This is a genomic window from Flavobacterium succinicans, assembly GCF_001662485.1.
In the GTDB taxonomy this organism is placed as follows: Bacteria; Bacteroidota; Bacteroidia; order Flavobacteriales; family Flavobacteriaceae; genus Flavobacterium; species Flavobacterium succinicans_A.
On record NZ_JMTM01000017.1, the window covers coordinates 455569 to 471546 of the forward strand.

Annotated in this window: 12 protein-coding genes; 5 read left to right on the forward strand and 7 right to left on the reverse strand. The window is 36.1% G+C overall.

All coding sequences use genetic code 11. The features are described from left to right. Window positions 1-27 precede the first annotated feature (27 nt). The 3 genes from FLB_RS04200 to FLB_RS14335 form a co-directional block, all read right to left on the reverse strand. The gene (locus FLB_RS04200; protein WP_231891038.1) at window positions 28-702 is read right to left on the reverse strand and encodes a BON domain-containing protein; all 675 of its coding nucleotides are present in this window, start codon (window positions 700-702) and stop codon (window positions 28-30) included. A gap of 641 nt (window positions 703-1343) precedes the next feature. After that, a complete protein-coding gene (locus tag FLB_RS04210; protein ID WP_064714700.1) occupies window positions 1344-1760 on the reverse strand; it encodes an OsmC family peroxiredoxin in 417 nt (138 codons plus the stop codon). A gap of 14 nt (window positions 1761-1774) precedes the next feature. Continuing rightward, window positions 1775-2110 carry a potassium channel family protein gene (locus tag FLB_RS14335; RefSeq protein WP_197488930.1) on the reverse strand — a complete coding sequence of 112 codons (336 nt, stop codon included), beginning with the start codon at window positions 2108-2110 and terminating at the stop codon, window positions 1775-1777. A 946-nt stretch (window positions 2111-3056) separates the two neighbouring features. On the opposite strand from FLB_RS14335, the gene FLB_RS04220 reads away from it, so the two are divergent. From FLB_RS04220 to FLB_RS04230, 3 genes are all read left to right on the forward strand, one after another. Continuing rightward, window positions 3057-5153, forward strand: coding sequence for a glycoside hydrolase family 97 protein (locus tag FLB_RS04220; RefSeq protein ID WP_064714702.1), 2097 nt, complete (start codon window positions 3057-3059; stop codon window positions 5151-5153). Between the two features lie 509 nt (window positions 5154-5662). After that, entirely contained in the window at window positions 5663-7033 is a 1371-nt protein-coding gene (locus FLB_RS04225) for a M20/M25/M40 family metallo-hydrolase (protein WP_064714703.1), read from the forward strand. Between the two features lie 2 nt (window positions 7034-7035). Beyond that, the gene (locus FLB_RS04230; protein WP_064714704.1) at window positions 7036-7380 is read left to right on the forward strand and encodes a DUF1801 domain-containing protein; all 345 of its coding nucleotides are present in this window, start codon (window positions 7036-7038) and stop codon (window positions 7378-7380) included. A gap of 69 nt (window positions 7381-7449) precedes the next feature. Here FLB_RS04230 and FLB_RS04235 read toward each other — a convergent pair whose 3' ends face one another. Together FLB_RS04235 and FLB_RS04240 are read right to left on the reverse strand one after the other, a co-directional pair. Then, window positions 7450-8685 (reverse strand): RsmB/NOP family class I SAM-dependent RNA methyltransferase, encoded by a 1236-nt coding sequence (locus FLB_RS04235; protein ID WP_064714705.1) that lies wholly within the window; start codon window positions 8683-8685, stop codon window positions 7450-7452. Window positions 8686-8811: 126 nt separating this feature from the next. Then, a complete protein-coding gene (locus FLB_RS04240; RefSeq protein WP_064714706.1) occupies window positions 8812-10773 on the reverse strand; it encodes a KUP/HAK/KT family potassium transporter in 1962 nt (653 codons plus the stop codon). 251 nt (window positions 10774-11024) lie between these two features. Here FLB_RS04240 and FLB_RS04245 point away from each other — a divergent pair, with 251 nt between their 5' ends. Further along, on the forward strand, window positions 11025-11936 hold the full coding sequence (locus FLB_RS04245; RefSeq protein WP_064714707.1) for a CPBP family intramembrane glutamic endopeptidase: 912 nt from the start codon (window positions 11025-11027) through the stop codon (window positions 11934-11936). Window positions 11937-11973: 37 nt separating this feature from the next. After that, window positions 11974-13020: an AMP-binding protein gene (locus FLB_RS04250; RefSeq protein ID WP_064714708.1), complete on the forward strand. Its 1047-nt coding sequence runs from the start codon at window positions 11974-11976 to the stop codon at window positions 13018-13020. Window positions 13021-13076: 56 nt separating this feature from the next. On the opposite strand, the gene FLB_RS04255 is transcribed toward FLB_RS04250, so the two are convergent. Both FLB_RS04255 and lpxD read right to left on the reverse strand, forming a co-directional pair. Then, window positions 13077-14705 carry an acyl-CoA carboxylase subunit beta gene (locus FLB_RS04255; protein WP_064714709.1) on the reverse strand — a complete coding sequence of 543 codons (1629 nt, stop codon included), beginning with the start codon at window positions 14703-14705 and terminating at the stop codon, window positions 13077-13079. A 163-nt stretch (window positions 14706-14868) separates the two neighbouring features. Then, the gene (gene lpxD, locus FLB_RS04260; RefSeq protein ID WP_064714710.1) at window positions 14869-15867 is read right to left on the reverse strand and encodes a UDP-3-O-(3-hydroxymyristoyl)glucosamine N-acyltransferase; all 999 of its coding nucleotides are present in this window, start codon (window positions 15865-15867) and stop codon (window positions 14869-14871) included. Window positions 15868-15978: the final 111 nt, after the last annotated feature.

The window sequence follows — 15978 nt, forward strand, 5'->3', positions numbered from 1 at the left end:
TGAACTTTTACCGCCTTAAAATTGGATTTAGTTTACTATACTGTAATAGTAGTCTACTTCCAATTCGTTTTTTACATGCCAAATACCAGGTGTATTCCAAGCAATACGTGCCGCTTCTTCTTTTTGATACCAAGAGCTTACTGTTCCTTTGAGCGTAACAGTTGTTCCAGAAACCGAAACAGCTATATCGCTATCGTCTATCCTCCAGCTTCTGCCAATGGCTTTTTCGACGTCCCTTTTTTCAATGGCGTCATGGCTTTCGGATTTTATTTTTATATTGTTGGTGACGCCTTTTACGCCAGCAAGATAAATAATAGCGCTTTTTGCAGCTTCTTTTTGGTAATTCCAAGGCAATTCACCTTCCAGCGTCACCCAGCCGTCTTCGACCTTAACGGTAACTTTATCCTCTGGAACCGACCAATTTGATTTTAGTGCCGCCAACACTTCATTGGCAATTTCTAAGCTGGTCTTTACGAACGAACTCGGGAATTTGACGTCGATTTTTTCGACCAGTGCTTTGACACCAATTACTTTTTTGGCCGCATTTTCGGCTTCCACTTTTTTTGCATAGCTATCTACCACGCCCGTCAAAGAAATTACACCATCTTTTGCTGTAACTCCAATCTCTGCTGCATTCAATAACGGTTCCCATTTAATGGCGTTTTGAACATCTGTCTGTAATTCTGCATTTGTTTTCATCATAATTTTTTTTCATTGTGAATGCGTTTCACAACAATACAAAGGTGAAAACAATTAGAGATCAGAAGCTTATATAATTAAGAGGGAATGTTATATAATTAGTAGAAAGTGTTCACTTACATTTTTTTTTGACAAACGAAGTAGCGCATCCATCCATCGGATGAAGAAGAAAGTATTAAGGATTTTCGAGAGAGGTTATTTCACTAAAACAGGGAAGTTCCTTCATGGTTTAGGGTTTTAGTTATAGAATTCTGGTTTAAGTATTATTATTTCTTTCCCATTCCGATTTCGTAATTCTAAAAATGTTTAGGGTGTTTAGGTTGTATTCTGTGACTTTATCTATGCTCATGCCGTTTTTTATGGCAATTTTTTCAGAGGGTGTATTGGTTAAACTGATTATTGAAAATCAAAGAATCGAAAAAGTAATAGTCAAAGGTAAAATCTCTGCATTTTTTTCCGATCCTTTGTTAAATCTTTCGGCCTTCATTATGATACTATTCATCGATTCTATGATAATTTTATCTGAAACATTATCCAATATTTTTTTGGTTTTCAGAGGCTTATTTCGAAAATGATTTTCTGAAATGAGTTTAAACAAGGATCAACCAACATTTGCAGATTCTAATATTGCGTTATATATTTTTTTAATTTAGTTGGGAAGTTACTGAAGTTTTACAATTCAAAAGTTTTGAAATAGGGCAATTAGCCTTTGCATCTTTTACTAACTCATCGAATTTTTCATTTGAAATCCCTGCAACTTTTGCATTTAAACTTATATTCGATTCAATTATTACTCCATCTTCAAAAACAATTTCGCAAACGGTATTTAATTCTTTAGGCGTAAAATTAGCTGCTTGAAGGTTAAAGGCCAATTTCATAGAAAAACATCCAGCGTGTGCTGAAGCAATTAATTCTTCTGGATTTGTTCCAATTCCTTCAGCAATACGTGATTGAAACCCATATTGCGTTTGATTTAAAACACCACTTTGAGAAGTGATGCTTCCTTTTCCGTCTTTTCCTATGCCGTTCCATATGGCATTTGAATGTCTTTTGATCTTCATTTTACTTTGTTTTTTTATTTTGATGTGAATTTTGAGATAATAATTCCGACAACAGCAACCATGTAAAACTGTCCCGCCATACCAAAAAAAGCAGTAACCAATCGGCTCATATCGGTTATAGGATAAATATCACCAAAACCAATACTGGTAAGGGTTATAAAACTAAAGTAAGACAACTCATTGTAAATGAAAGAAGGATTGCCTGTGCTAATGCCGTGGAATGAATTACTGAAATTATATTCAATTAATAAATAGGTAAATAAAGCAATCATACTCAAAAGCATGTAACCACAAAAAGAACCGATAATTACATTAATGCGAACTTCTTTCGAATATGTTATTTGAAACATTACTTCGCTAAAAATAAAGCAATAGTATATAATAAAAAATATAGTTAGAATTTGTATAAACCAGAAATGTTGATTTAGAAAAATAAATCCAAATGGCATTAAAATACTTATAAGCGAAAGTATATTTCGAATTGTTTTTATTTTTTTATTATGCTCTAAATATATGCCAAAGCTAGCTATAGAAATCACTACCATATTTAATGGCCAAATGTATTTTAGATAAAAATCATTATTTGGAAAGAATATTTTATCGAAAATTAATAACAATAAAGCTGTCAATAAAAATTCAAATCGATAATTGCCTAATTTGGTGTGTATTGTTTTATTCCCCATTTTTTTAAAATCCGAAGTAAAAAAAATCGTACATTATTTGTTTAAACAAAATGGATTTTTCCTTTTTTAGTTATATCAAAGCCTAATCTAAATTGAAATTCTAATAATTCTAATCGAAATCTCCGCACTAAATTTAGATTATTTTTTTGAACTTCATTAATTACTTGAGGCAATCTTTTTAAATTCAGGTGGTTTAATTAACGCAGTTACAAATCCATTGTAGTTGTTGTAAATAATTTGTCTTTGATATTATCTAACAATTGTGGATTTTTCTCCCATGCCTACAAAAACTAAAGCATCGAAATGTTTAAACCAGTTCGTCTTACTTTTATTTAAGCCAAACATTCCTTCAAACTCTTTATTTTCAAATAGTATTTGCATAGAATCTATTATCTATAGCATTTAATTAATACAAACTGCATTCAATTTATGAGTGTGAAATTGATAGATAATTTAAAATTATTGTACTGCTGAAGTATATCAAAAACTTATGAGTGCGCAAACGTTAGAGTGGTGTTCTTTGCCATTAAAACTCATAAGGCTTACCTAATTACAGCTAAGGTTCGTGACTTTTTGCGTATTTTTATAGTTACAAAAATAAATAGAATCCAATATGAAACAATTATTTTCCTTACTTCTCCTATGTTCCCTGAGTTGGGTGTCCGCACAAAAGGTGGAATCGCCAACGGGAACTTTGGCACTTACGTTTCAGCTCACGCCCGATGGTCAACCGACCTATGCGGTGAGCTACAAAAATAAACCTGTGGTGCTGTCTAGTGCTTTGGGGGTGAGTTTAAAAGACAAAACGGCTTTGGTCAACCATTTTGAAGTGACAGGTACAACGACTCATGCGGTCAACGAAACTTGGAAACCAGTACTAGGTGAACAAGCCCAAATCGTGAACCATTACAACGAATTGATTGTAGCTTTGGTTCAGAAAGATTCAAAAGTAAAACTCAATTTGGTCTTTAGAGCCTTTGACGAAGGAGTGGCGTTTCGCTACGATTTCCCAAAACAAGAAAACCTAAACTATTTTATCATTTCGGACGAGAAAACGGAATTCAATTTGACAGAAAACCATAAAGTGTTCTGGATTCCGGGTGATTTTGACAGCAATGAATACGTGTACAACGAAACGAAATTCTCCGAAATTGACAACGAAAAACTGGACCTTAACAACGGAATCGGAGTAAAATCCATTCCCGGAAAATACACAGTGCAAACGCCTTTGCAAATGAAATCGCCTTCAGGACTGTACCTCAATATTTTTGAAGCGGCGGTGGTGAATTATCCCGTAATGCATTTGGATGCCAACGTGCAAAAGTACACGCTAAAAGCCAATTTGGTGCCCAACGCCATAGGAGACAAAGCCTATTTGCAAGCGCCTTGCGTGTCGCCTTGGCGTACGATTATGGTAAGCGACGATGCTAGAAAAATTGTGAGTTCCAAATTGATTTTGAACCTAAACGAACCCTCTAAAATCGAAGATACCTCTTGGATAAAACCAATGAAATATGTGGGGATTTGGTGGGAAATGCACGTGGGGAAATCGACTTGGGATTATGCGGGTTCTCAAAATGCGCAAAACGCTGCGGGCAATCCAATTCCAACAGGCAAACACGGCGCAACTACTGAAAATACCAAACGCTATATTGATTTTGCCGCCAAGCACGGTTTCGATGGTGTGTTGGTCGAAGGTTGGAACGTAGGTTGGGAAGACTGGGTAGGCAACTGGAAAGAGGATGTTTTTGATTTTACGACGCCTTATCCCGACTTTAATTTGGAAGAAGTTTCGGCTTACGCCAAAGCAAAAAATGTAAAAATGATTATGCACCACGAGACTTCGGGTTCTGTGGGCAACTACGAACGCCACTTGGACCGCGCGCTCGATTTGATGAAGAAATTCGATTATCCTGCGGCCAAAACGGGTTATGTGGGCAAAATCATTCCGCGTGGCGAATTCCACGACGGACAAGCAATGGTGAATCACTTTAACTTTGTGGCGCGTCGCTTTGCCGATAATAAATTGATGGTCAACTCACATGAAAGTTCGCACCCAACAGGCTACAGCCGAACCTATCCCAACTACATCGCGGCCGAATCGGCTCGAGGAAACGAATTCAACGCTTGGAGCAACGGAAATCCGCCAGCGCACGAAACCATTTTGCCTTTCACACGTCAGTTAGGCGGCCCTATGGATTACACTCCGGGGATTTTTGAAATCAAAATGAGTTACTACGATAAAAACAAAACCGAGCAAGTGCACACCACTTTGGCGAAGCAATTGGCCTTGTACGTGACGATGTATTCTCCTCTGCAAATGGCGGCCGACTTGATTGAAAACTACGAGAAATATCCCGATGCTTTTCAGTTCATCAAAGACGTGGCGATGGATTGGGACGAAAGCTTGTATCTAGAAGCAGAACCCGGCGATTATCTTACCGTGGCCAGAAAAACCAAAGGCCAAGACACTTGGTTCCTAGGCGCCATCACCGATGAAAATGCCCGAACCACCGAAATCAAATTGGACTTTCTAACCAAAGGCAAAAAATACAAAGCCATCATCTACCAAGATGCCAAAAATGCACATTGGGAGAAAAATCCAATTGCTTACACCATCAAAACACAAGTGGTAACATCGGCTAGCAAACTCAAATTGCAATTAGCCGCTGGGGGAGGAACCGCCATTAGTTTCGAACCACTGCCTTAATTTTTAGGAGCAGACGTAAGCGGAGCACCTTACGAGTCGTCCCGCTCTCCGCTCTATCTTTTTTACAAAAAAAACCTAGTAGTAACCCACTACTAGGTTTTTTTGTAAAAAAGGATGCCGCTGCGATCGAGGCTAGGCGAGACGACTTATTTTTATAAGAGGTTTTGTTTCTTTTATACATTGAAATTCGATGCATTAATACACAACGGATCAAAAACATAACGGATTAAAATCCGTTGCTACAAAATGTTTCGTTCCTCCGGAACTCTTACATTCGATAGAGAGTCGTAGACTCGTTATATTTTGTAAGGCTGGACTTCAGGCCAGTCCACTCAAAGTAAATCGAAAAAGAGCCGAAGGCTCGATGTACCCCAAACACAACAACCTTAAACTTTAAACAATCTTAAACCTTAAACAACCCCAAACCATTTTTTAAACAATCTACCTAATAATTCATAAACTTTCCCGAAATTGCCGCCAACTATAATGTTCCAAAACAACCTAAAACTATGAAGAAAACTTTTTTTACAGCCCTATTGCTAAGCCTTGGCGGAGTCGTTTTTTCGCAATCATCAGACGAATTGCAACTCAAAGCCATTTACCAATCCGCATTGACCAAAGGGCAAGGTTACCAATGGCTCGACTATCTTTCTAACCAAATCGGACACCGTTTATCAGGTTCTGACAATGCTGAAAAAGCAGTACAATACACCAAAGCTCAGCTAGAAACCTTAGGGTTAGATCGAGTGTTTTTACAGGAAGTAATGGTGCCAAAGTGGGTGCGTGGTGCTAAAGAAACCGCTTATATCAAAGATGGAAAAAACAAAATTGAAGTGCCAATTTGTGCTTTGGGCGGGTCGATTGCCACACCTAAAAAGGGTTTGTTAGCGCCCGTAATCGAAGTGCATAGTATCAAAGAACTGGAATCCTTAGGAACGGATTTAAAAGGAAAAATTGTCTTTTATAACCGTCCGATGGAGGCAGAATACATCGAAACCTTCAATGCTTACGGACATTGTGTGGATCAGCGTTCTTCTGGCGCGAGAGAAGCGGCAAAGTATGGTGCAGTGGGAACAATTGTGCGTTCTATGAATTTACGTTTGGATGATTTTCCGCATACAGGCAATCAAAGCTACGGCGACTTACCGCAAGCACAATGGATTCCTACAGCAGCCATCAGTACCAATGGTGCGGAGTTGTTAAGCAAGAAGTTAAAAGAAAACCCACAACTGCAATTTTACTTTAAGCAATCCTGTGAACAAATGGCCGATGTGTTGTCTTATAATGTGGTGGGCGAATTGAAAGGAAGCGAAGCTCCTGAAAACATTATGGTTGTCGGCGGTCATTTGGATTCTTGGGATTTAGCCGATGGTTCTCACGATGATGGAGCAGGAGTGGTGCAAAGTATGGAAGCCTTGCGCATTTTGAAGCAGCTGAATTTTAAACCCAAAAACACGATTCGTGTAGTGTTGTTTATGAACGAAGAAAATGGCAACCGTGGCGGAAAAAAATATGCGGAATTGGCACAAACCAATAAAGAAAATCACGTTTTTGCTTTAGAAAGCGATTCTGGAGGCTTTTCGCCAAGAGGTTTCTCATTCGAATGCAATGAAGAGGAGTTTGCTAAATTTAGCAGTTGGAAAGGGTTATTTGAACCTTATTTGATTCATAGTTTTGTAAAAGGACATAGTGGAACCGATATTGGGCCATTGGCATCCAAACATATCGTCAAAGCAGGACTAAAACCCGATTCTCAACGCTATTTTGATTACCATCATGCGGCCAACGATACCTTTGATGCTATCAACAAAAGAGAATTGGAATTGGGAGCAGCTACTATGGCTTCTTTGTTGTATTTGATGGATCAAAAAGGCTTGTAAGAATGAAACCCGCTGAAGCTTATATTTACAATCAGCCGCACTTATATCAGAGTATTATGTTGTATTTGCATCAGGTGATTCAGCAAAATGTACCCGATAGTGAGTTGTTGTTCAAATGGGGGATTCCTTATGTGTACTTCAAGAAGAAGCCTTTTTGTTATTTGGTGCCCAACCATAAGAAAGGATTTGTGGATTTGGGCTTTGCCAAAGGATTTCAATTACAACGCAATCAATCGGAGTTAGTGGACGAAAAACGAAATACGGTAAAATCGTTACGCTATACTAGTTTAGAAACTATTGACCACGAAGTTTTGCTCGATGTACTGGCTGAAGCCATCGATTTATAGTAACGAAAAAGTCCTCGAAATGCTCGAGGACTTTTTTGTTATGATGGTCACTAATGGGACTTTTTGATATTATTTAATTTCTTTCTCTTGGCTTTCTTTACGCTCTAATAAAGCCATATAAAAACCGTCAAATCCAGATTCAGAAGCCAATATTTTATGGTCTTTGATAAAAGTGAATTCTTTCCCGATGTCTGTGGTTAAAAAACGTTTCACTTGTTCTTGATTTTCAGAAGGTAAAATGGAACAAGTGGCATATACTAGTTTTCCTCCTGGTTTTACAATTTTAGAATAACTTTCTAAAACCTCCGACTGTACTTTTCGGATATTATCGATAAACTCAGGTTGTAATTTCCATTTAGCATCAGGGTTTCTTTTTAAAACTCCAAGTCCACTACATGGCGCATCAATTAAAACTCTGTCGGCTCTTTGATGCAATTTTTTGATGACTTTTGTCGAATCAATAATTCGATATTCAATATTAAATGCTCCGTCTCTTTTGGCTCTCAGCTTTAATTGTTTGAGTTTGCTTTCGTACAAATCCATGGCAATCAATTGACCTTTGTTTTCCATCAAAGCGGCAATATGCAATGTTTTTCCACCCGCACCTGCACAAGTATCTACCACCCGCATTCCAGGTTTTACATCCAGAAAAGCGGCCACAAGTTGTGAATTGGCATCTTGAACTTCAAACAAACCTTCTTTGAAAGCATCGGTCAAAAATACATTGGCTCTTTCTTTTAAGACTAAAGCTTCTGGTTGATCCTTCAACATTTCAGTATCAATGTTTAAATCCATTAAGATAGCTCTTAATTTTTCTCGAGTTGTTTTCAAAGTATTTACCCTTAGTACTACTTTGGCTGGTTGGTTTTGAGCCGCAATTTCTTTGGACCAAACTTTTTCTCCTAGTTCTTTAACCCCAATTTCATCCATCCAATCTGGAATAGATTCTTTGAAGGTTCTGATTTTGGAAAGTTCATCAAAACGTCCTTTAATTTTGCGTTCTGGAGTGCCTTCTAATTGTCTCCAATCTGGAATTGGATACCCTCTCAAAACGGCCCAAACGGCAAAAATTCTCCAAAGGTTGTCTCTATCAAACGGTTCTTTTACTTCGGCAATCTCAGCATATAGTCGTTTCCAACGAACAATTTCGTATATAGTTTCAGCAACAAATTTACGGTCGGAACTTCCCCAACGTTTGTCTTTTTTTAAAGAACGGGCTACTACTTTATCGGCATATTCTCCTTCATTGAATATGGCATTTAAGGCATCAATAGTAGTATAAACTAAATTTCTGTGTAATCTCATTTTGAATAATTGAACCGCAAAGGTACTATTTATTGATTGAATGCTAAATTTTTAGTTGGGATTGTTTTTTATAAACAAAAAAAGCACTGAAAAAATCAGTGCTTTTATAAAGATGTGAATGGTTATTTACTTCACTCTTGTTAGTCCTAAACTTTCTGGAGCGTGAAGCACCATTGGGAATTTTTCAATTTTTACAGAACTGCTATCCAATCCAAAAGCACTTTCTTCAGATAAACTCAATTTTTTGATTAAGAAATAAGAGTTCATAATGATTTTTTCATGCCATAACAAATCAGAATCATTGGATAAGAATTTTTCTGAAAGTACAAATTTGAAATCACCTACAATATTATTTTTGTTTAAGGATTCATATCTACTAGTAACATCTACTTCACCTTTTTTAACCATATCGATAATTACTTCACGGAACATGAGATTTATCTTAGTAGGTTCTCTAAAACCAAGATTAAAATCTACACGATACAAATCGTCTTTTACAATTTCAGTTACTTTGTATTCCTTTTTATAAGGCTCATTCAATACGTTTACATGAACAAACCAATAAATATCTGCTCTTTTGGGTCTTTTTTGTAGAATAGAATAAGTCACTTTTTCTTCAATTTCATCTACTCGACCTGCATTGGTCATATAAACCAAGTGTGTCGCATATTTTGGGATAGATAAGTCATTACTTAATTCAACCAATACTTTTTTGAAGTCTTCAATTTTGACAATTTTAGTATAGTTTTTGTTGATTTTTTTCGCTAAATACCAAATAGTCATTACTGCAATTAATAGGATAGCTATAAATAAGGTTACATAACCTCCTTCGGCAAACTTAGTAATGTTAGCAGCTAAGAAACTGAATTCTATAAGAAGATAAATAGTAATCAACGGCATAAAAAAGTACCATTTTACGCGTTTCATGATTAAGTAATAATTCAACAAAATAGTGGTCATAATCATGCAAAGAATAATGGCTAGTCCATAAGCATGCTCCATGTTGCTAGATTCTTCAAAATGCAGTACAATACCTATACATCCTACTAATAATAGCCAATTGATAGATGGAATATAGAGTTGTCCTTTTAATTCCGTTGGGTATTTAATTCTTACTTTTGGCCAGAAGTTTAGTCGCATGGCTTCATTTATAAGCGTAAATGAACCACTTATTAAAGCTTGTGAGGCAATAACGGCGGCCAGTGTAGCTACCACAATACCAAAAGGTTGAAACCAACTTGGCATTATTAAGTAGAATGGATTTCCGTTTTCTCCACCTAAGGTTTGTAGTGATACCCCTCCATGTTGAATTAGATAAGCAGCTTGACCAAAGTAGTTTAATACTAATGCTGTTTTTACAAAAATCCAACTGATTCTAATGTTTTTTCTTCCACAATGTCCCATGTCAGAGTATAAGGCTTCGGCACCTGTTGTACATAAAAATACAAAGCCTAGCACGAAGAAACCATCAGGATGAATGGACAGTAAATGATAGGCATAATAAGGATTTATCGCTTTAAATACTTCAGGATGAGAAGTGATTTGAATAGTACCTAAAATGGCTAACATCAAAAACCAAATGGTCATCATTGGAGCAAAAAATTTCCCAACTAACTTTGTTCCAAATTGTTGTATCGTAAATAAAATTACTAGAATTCCAATTACAATAGGAACAGTGTTGATTTCTGGATTAAACGTTTTGATGCCCTCTACGGCCGACGAAACGGATATGGGTGGCGTTATAATTCCATCGGCAAGCAAGGCACTACCTCCAATAATTGCTGGAACAATTAGCCATTGAATTTTCGTTTTTTTGACAAGGGCATATAAAGCAAAAATTCCACCTTCACCATGATTGTCAGCGCTTAGGGTAAGGATTACATATTTTAATGTGGTTTGAAGGGTTAGTGTCCAAAACACACAAGAAACTCCTCCTAATACAACATCTGGGTCGATGATGTGTTCGCCAAGTATGGCTTTCATTACGTATAAAGGTGATGTCCCAATATCACCATAAATGATTCCTAATGAAATCAATAAACCACCTAACGTCAATTTACTGTGTAGGTCTTTGTGCGATGTGCTCATGGATAATTTTTATAAAACTGCTTCAAATTTACTGTTTTTGTATAAAATAAAAGATGTATTTATTAAAAAGAAACATGGTGTTTCGAGAAATAATTTTAGAAAGTAAATTTTTCTTTGTTTTTCAGTACTTTTAGAGAGTTGGTCTTGCTTTTTCATTTTTTATAAAATTATGAGAAATAATAGGTACTTTTAAGCAGTATAACTAAGTACACGAACTAGGTCATTAATTCATTTAACAAATTGTAAATGCTATGTTTTTAGAACAAGGAGTTACTCCACAAAATCATTTTTATAAATATCTATTAGGTTCATTGATTATTATCTTGACGGCTTTTGTTGGTCAAGTTCCTATGATGATTGCGGTTTTTTTTAAGGCAGCTACAGAGCATAAAAGAACTCCAATGACAAACGAGGGGTTGATGCATTTTTTTGAACCAAATACCACTTTGTTTTTAATGTTACTGTCTTTTGTTTTTGCTTTAGGCGGTGTTTTTTTGGTGATTAAATTTATTCATAAGCAAACAATTTTGTCAGTGACTACAGCTAGAACCAAAATCGATTGGAAACGTGTTCTATTTTCATTTGCGTTATGGGCAATTGTTGGCATAGGAACCACTTTGATCGAATGGTTTATCAGCCCGAGTCATTTCGAAATTAATTTCAAACCTATCCCTTTTTTGATTTTAGCTAGTATTGGTATTTTGTTAATTCCTATTCAAACTACTACTGAAGAATATGTTTTTAGAGGCTATTTGATGCAAGGATTTGCAAATTTGTCTCGAAACAAGTGGTTTCCATTGCTTATGACTTCTCTGATTTTTGGATTGATGCATTTGTCCAATCCTGAGGTTGCCAAGATGGGGAACGGTATTATGATTTACTACATAGGTACAGGCCTTTTTCTAGGTGTTATTACCTTGATGGATGATGGAATGGAGTTAGCCCTTGGTTTTCATGCTTCAAACAATCTAATTGGGGCTTTATTAGTGACTTCTGATTGGTCGGCTTTTCAAACGCATTCTATCTTGAAAGATGTCTCAGAACCTACCTTTGGTTTTGATGTTATCTTGCCTGTTATATTGATATACCCAATACTTTTGATTATCTTTGGTAGGAAATACAATTGGAGTAATTGGAAAGAAAAAATTGTAGGAAATATATAATAATTTCCTTTGTATGAAGGAATAAATTACAACTTTTATGAAAACAGTAACATATAAAAATGTTCATAATCATTTTAAATTTAATGGCGTTCACTTAGATCGTGAACAATTATGCATGGTGGCTTATTCATTTGTTAAAGAAGGTGCCGATTTTCAAAAATCTCTTGGTGATTTTTTAATTGATTGGTTTGATAATAAGTCTTTTATCGAAATGAATACCTCTGGGACTACTGGAATTCCAAAATTGATTAGAATAGAGAAAGAAGCGATGGTCAATTCAGCTTTGGCTACAGGAGATTTTTTTGATTTAAAACCTGGAGATAGAGTTTTGCATTGTCTTCCTGCAGATTACGTTGCGGGTAAAATGATGTTTGTACGTTCTTTTATTTTAGGATTGGATATGGATTTTGTAGAACCAAATTCGCACCCTTTAGAATATAACGATGAGAAATATGATTTTGCGGCAATGGTTCCATTACAGGCTAAAAATTCTTTGGATAAACTAAAAAATATTAAAAAAATCATTGTTGGTGGTGTAAAAATTCATAAATCGCTCGAGCAAGAATTAGTGAAAGTGCCGAATGAAATTTATGAAACCTATGGAATGACCGAGACAATTACTCATATTGCGGCAAAACGAGTGGGAGAAAGCGCTTTTAGTGTGCTTCCCAATGTAACAGTTTCCACTAATGAACACAATTGTTTGATCGTTCATGCCAAAAATATTAGTAATGAACCTATTGTAACTAATGATATTGTTGAATTAATTTCCAATAAACAGTTTATTTGGCTAGGTCGATTTGATAACGTGATTAATAGTGGTGGGATTAAGTTAATTCCTGAAAAAATAGAAGAAAAATTATCAACTCATATTCCAAGACGTTATTTTGTTTGTGGTCATGCCGATGATGTTTTGGGAGAAAAAGTGGTTTTGTATGTAGAAGGTGAACCAATGTCAATTGACGAAGCTGTTTTTACCTCATTAGACAAATATGAAAAACCAAAAGATATTGTTTTTATTCCAAAGTTTAAAGTTACGGCTACTGGTAAAATAATGCGTAGCGAAAGTGTTGATTCTTTATAATTTGTATAAGGATAGATAAAAAAAGAGCTGATTATTTTCAGCTCTTTTTTTATGTTTTAGGTTTGAATCACTCCTAAATTAAATTTTTTCTCAATGGGAGCATGATTGGCAGCTTCAATTCCCATCGAAATCCATGTTCGTGTGTCTAAGGGATCAATAATGGCATCGGTCCATAGTCTGGATGCTGCATAATAAGGGGAGACTTGCTCATCATATTTTGCTTTTATTTTAGCAAATAACTCGGCTTCTTTTGCTTCATCTATCACTTCTCCTTTTGCTTTTAGTGAAGAAGCTTCAATCTGTGCCAATACTTTTGCCGCTTGAGTACCGCCCATAACGGCTAATTCAGCACTTGGCCAAGCGAAAATTAATCTAGGATCATAAGCTTTGCCACACATAGCATAATTACCTGCACCATAGGAATTTCCAACAATTACAGTAAATTTTGGTACTACAGAATTAGATACTGCATTAACCATTTTGGCACCATCCTTAATGATCCCGCCATGTTCAGACTTTGAACCTACCATAAATCCAGTAACATCTTGTATGAAAACTAATGGGATTTTCTTTTGGTTACAATTGGCAATAAATCGAGTAGCCTTGTCAGCAGAATCGGAATAGATAACACCGCCAAATTGCATTTCACCTTTTTTGGTTTTGACTACTTTGCGTTGATTGGCAACAATGCCAACTGCCCAGCCATCAATTCTTGCATATCCAGTAATGATGCTTTGTCCATAGCCTTCTTTGTAGGGTTCAAATTCAGAGTTGTCAACCAATCGTTTGATAATTTCAAGCATGTCATATTGTTCGTTTCTCGCTTTCGGAAGTATTCCGTAAATCTCTTTTTCGTCTAAAGCGGGTTTTTCTCCTTTGATGCGATTAAATCCTGCTTTTTCAAAATCTCCAATTTTACTAATAATGTTTTTGATTTTATCCAAAGCATCTTTGTCATCTTTGGCTTTATAATCAGTAACTCCTGAAATTTCGCAATGTGTTGTCGCTCCACCCAAGGTTTCGTTATCAATACTTTCGCCTATGGCAGCTTTGACCAAATAACTTCCGGCCAAGAAAATACTTCCAGTTTTATCTACAATTAAAGCTTCATCGCTCATGATGGGTAAATAAGCACCACCAGCCACGCAACTTCCCATTACTGCTGCAATTTGGGTGATTCCCATACTGCTCATTTGGGCATTATTTCTGAAAATGCGACCAAAATGTTCTTTATCTGGGAAAATTTCATCTTGTAAGGGTAGGTATACTCCAGCACTATCTACTAAATAAATAATTGGAAGTCTGTTATCCATCGCAATTTCTTGTGCGCGTAGGTTTTTTTTACCTGTTATCGGAAACCATGCTCCAGCCTTAACAGTAGCATCATTGGCAACAATAATGCATTGTTTGCCTTGAATATATCCAATTTTTACAATTACTCCTCCCGAAGGACAACCGCCATGTTCAGGATACATTCCATCTCCGACAAATGCGCCTATCTCAATGCATTTATTTGGGTCGTCTACTAAATAATCGATTCGCTCTCTGGCTGTCATTTTGCCTTCGGCATGCAGTTTTTCAATTCTTTTTTCGCCTCCGCCTAATTTTACTTTTGCAAATTTATGGCGTAATTGAGATAAAAGAAGTTTATTGTGGTCTTCGTTCTGATTGAAGTTTAAATCCATATAATGGTTAGTTAGTTTTTTAGTTAGCTAATTTACAAAAAGGATTGAAATCTTTTTAGTTGGTCTTTTGTTTTGGGTAAAAAAGGAAATGTTTTTTTGTTTAAAACGCAAAAAAGCAGAAAATTAATCCTGCTTTTTTATGAATTTATTAAAAATATAATATCTATTTTCTAGTTTCGTTTACTAATCGTTTAAGAATTGCCCATTGTCTGAGGGCGTCTTTGGCAGCTATTGCGGGATAACCTAAAACTACTTTGCCGGCAGGAACATCGCAAGTAACGCCAGATCCAGCGCCAACAGTGGCTCCAGCACCAATAGTTGTATGATCTTTAATGGAGGCGCTTCCGCCAATTACAACACCGTCTTCTAAGGTTACAGAACCCGCAAGACCACTATGACCCGCCATAATGCAAAAACGTCCCAATTTACTGTTGTGTCCAATTTGAACTAAATTGTCTATTTTGCACCCATCACCTACAACAGTTGAGCTGAATTTACCTCTATCTACACAAGAATTGGCTCCAATTTCTACATTATTTCCAATTACAACATTACCAATTTGTGGGATTTTAACTAAACCTTTTTCATTACAAAAAGTAAACCCAAATCCGTCTGCACCTATAGTAGCATTGGGATGCAGGATACAATCATTTCCGATGTGGCAGCGTTCTCTTACCACAACACCTGACCAAATCGTGCTTCCGTTGCCAATGCTTGAATAATCTAAAAGTGTTACGTTGGGATAGATGGTAACGTTTTTTCCAATAACTACATTTGGTCCAAGATAGGCTCCAGCTCCAATTTTGGTGCCTTCGCCAATTATGACAGTATCATGGATGCAAGCTGTTGGATGAACATCTATATCAAATTGAGGTGAGGCTGGAGCAAAAAGCTGTAGCAATTGAGACATCGCTAATTCGGCATTTTTTACTTTTATAAATGCCCTGTTGGTGCCAGGTTCAATGCCTATATCTTCATTTACAATTGCTGCACTAGCTTTTGATGTACTCCAGTATTTTTCATACTTTTTATTTCCTATAAAAGAAATTTGATTTTCTGAGGCAAGTTCTAATTGTTCTGGCGAAGTAATGTTTTGAGATAATGTGCCAATAAGTGTACCTTTTAGAACATTATTAATTTCTTGAATAGAGTGTGATTTCATTAATTTGGGGGCAGTATTTATAATATTAGCCATCAAATTAAGCGAATTACTATTGAGTTACCTAATTTTTAACGTTTGAAATTGTAAAAAAAATATTTAAAAAACAGAAAT

Excerpts from the sequence above, each read along its gene's own strand:
- FLB_RS04245 (WP_064714707.1), top strand. The coding sequence starts at position 11,025 with ATGTTTTTAGAACAAGGAGTTACTCCACAAAATCATTTTTATAAATAT.
- FLB_RS04210 (WP_064714700.1), bottom strand. The coding sequence starts at position 1,760 with ATGAAGATCAAAAGACATTCAAATGCCATATGGAACGGCATAGGAAAA.
- FLB_RS04200 (WP_231891038.1), bottom strand. The coding sequence starts at position 702 with ATGATGAAAACAAATGCAGAATTACAGACAGATGTTCAAAACGCCATT.
- FLB_RS04225 (WP_064714703.1), top strand. The coding sequence starts at position 5,663 with ATGAAGAAAACTTTTTTTACAGCCCTATTGCTAAGCCTTGGCGGAGTC.
- FLB_RS04235 (WP_064714705.1), bottom strand. The coding sequence starts at position 8,685 with ATGAGATTACACAGAAATTTAGTTTATACTACTATTGATGCCTTAAAT.
- FLB_RS04230 (WP_064714704.1), top strand. The coding sequence starts at position 7,036 with ATGAAACCCGCTGAAGCTTATATTTACAATCAGCCGCACTTATATCAG.
- FLB_RS04250 (WP_064714708.1), top strand. The coding sequence starts at position 11,974 with ATGAAAACAGTAACATATAAAAATGTTCATAATCATTTTAAATTTAAT.
- lpxD (WP_064714710.1), bottom strand. The coding sequence starts at position 15,867 with ATGAAATCACACTCTATTCAAGAAATTAATAATGTTCTAAAAGGTACA.
- FLB_RS04255 (WP_064714709.1), bottom strand. The coding sequence starts at position 14,705 with ATGGATTTAAACTTCAATCAGAACGAAGACCACAATAAACTTCTTTTA.
- FLB_RS14335 (WP_197488930.1), bottom strand. The coding sequence starts at position 2,110 with ATGTTTCAAATAACATATTCGAAAGAAGTTCGCATTAATGTAATTATC.
- FLB_RS04220 (WP_064714702.1), top strand. The coding sequence starts at position 3,057 with ATGAAACAATTATTTTCCTTACTTCTCCTATGTTCCCTGAGTTGGGTG.
- FLB_RS04240 (WP_064714706.1), bottom strand. The coding sequence starts at position 10,773 with ATGAGCACATCGCACAAAGACCTACACAGTAAATTGACGTTAGGTGGT.